The organism is Lamprobacter sp., assembly GCF_034860625.1.
GTDB lineage: Bacteria > Pseudomonadota > Gammaproteobacteria > Chromatiales > Chromatiaceae > Lamprobacter.
The window spans coordinates 1-373 of the sequence record NZ_JAYESN010000775.1; the positions used below are offsets into that span (position 1 = coordinate 1).

The 373-nt window shown below is 43.4% G+C and carries 1 protein-coding gene; it reads right to left on the bottom strand.

Going from position 1 to position 373, the window contains the following annotated elements:
* A partial coding sequence (locus VBE63_RS31245) for a transposase family protein (RefSeq protein WP_323686814.1) occupies nucleotides 1-328 on the bottom strand: 328 nt, incomplete at its 3' end.
* Nucleotides 329-373: the final 45 nt, after the last annotated feature.

Consider the following 373-nt stretch of genomic DNA (forward strand, 5'->3'; position numbering starts at 1 on the left):
GACCAAAGGGGTCAGCTAGTTCGGGTTCAGGAGGCCGTGAACGGTTACAATGACGATGCGGCAAAACACCTAAATTTTTCTCGGCTTGCCTGAGGATTGGCAGTAGCTTTGTAACATTTTGTTTAGCTTTCGAAGCGCTGATATCGAAAATACCGCCAATAATATCGAAGGTTGGGTAGTTCTTTAGGTAGAACAAAATGAAGAAAAGCTTTAGCTCAGGAGTAGACAAAACACCTAAACGCACACCGCCTGGACGTCTCTGACGGCTTGCTCGATTTTTTTGGTAATTTTTACGCTTATCGGCATCAAGAGCGCGAGTGAACTCCAATCAGCAATTTATCAAAATCCTCTTCAGAAATTCCTGTGAAAGAAA